The following is a 1,112-nucleotide window of genomic DNA, read 5'->3' as shown; positions in this document are numbered from 1 at the left end:
ACGGTACGACCGCCTTCACGGATAGCGAAACGCAGACCGTCTTCCATCGCGATGGTTTTGATCAGGGTAACAGTCATCTGAATGTTGTCACCTGGCATTACCATTTCAACGCCTTCTGGCAGCTCGCAGTTACCAGTCACGTCAGTAGTACGGAAGTAGAACTGTGGACGGTAGCCTTTGAAGAACGGAGTGTGACGACCGCCTTCTTCCTTGCTCAGAACGTAAACTTCTGCGGTGAACTTGGTGTGCGGCTTGACCGAACCTGGCTTGACCAGAACCTGGCCACGCTCAACGTCGTCACGCTTGGTACCACGCAGCAGAACGCCGCAGTTCTCGCCAGCACGACCTTCGTCGAGCAGCTTGCGGAACATTTCAACACCGGTGCAAGTAGTAACGGTGGTGTCACGCAGACCAACGATTTCCAGCGGATCCTGAACGCGAACGATACCGCGCTCGATACGACCAGTCACAACAGTACCGCGACCCGAGATCGAGAATACGTCTTCGATTGGCATCAGGAATGGCTTGTCGATCATACGAACTGGTTCTGGGATGTAGGCATCCAGAGTTTCAACCAGTTTCTTGACGGCAGTGGTGCCCATCTCGTTGTCGTCTTTGCCTTCCAGCGCCATACGAGCCGAACCGATGATGATCGGAGTGTCGTCGCCCGGGAAGTCGTAAGTCGACAGCAGGTCACGAACTTCCATCTCAACCAGTTCCAGCAGCTCAGCGTCGTCTACCAGGTCAGCCTTGTTCAGGAAGACCACGATGTACGGAACGCCAACCTGACGGGACAGCAGGATGTGCTCACGGGTTTGCGGCATCGGACCATCAGCGGCCGAGCAAACCAGGATAGCGCCGTCCATCTGAGCAGCACCGGTGATCATGTTCTTCACGTAGTCAGCGTGACCCGGGCAGTCAACGTGAGCGTAGTGACGGATCTTCGAGTTGTACTCAACGTGCGCGGTGTTGATGGTGATACCGCGAGCTTTTTCTTCTGGTGCGCTGTCGATCTTGTCGAAGTCAACGATTGCAGAACCGAAAACTTCGGAGCAAACGCGAGTCAGAGCAGCAGTCAGAGTGGTTTTACCGTGGTCAACGTGACCAATGGT

The 1,112-nt window shown here is 55.0% G+C and carries 1 protein-coding gene; it reads right to left on the bottom strand.

Features of this window, described 5'->3' with window-relative positions:
* A partial coding sequence (tuf, locus tag D8U71_RS18125; protein ID WP_130888353.1) for an elongation factor Tu occupies positions 1 to 1,112 on the bottom strand: 1,112 nt, incomplete at both ends.

This window comes from Pseudomonas sp. Sample_21 (assembly GCF_004307525.1).
Lineage (GTDB): Bacteria > Pseudomonadota > Gammaproteobacteria > Pseudomonadales > Pseudomonadaceae > Aquipseudomonas > Aquipseudomonas atacamensis.
The sequence above is the reverse complement of the archived record's forward strand: the minus strand, read 5'-3'. Positions and strand labels throughout refer to the sequence as shown.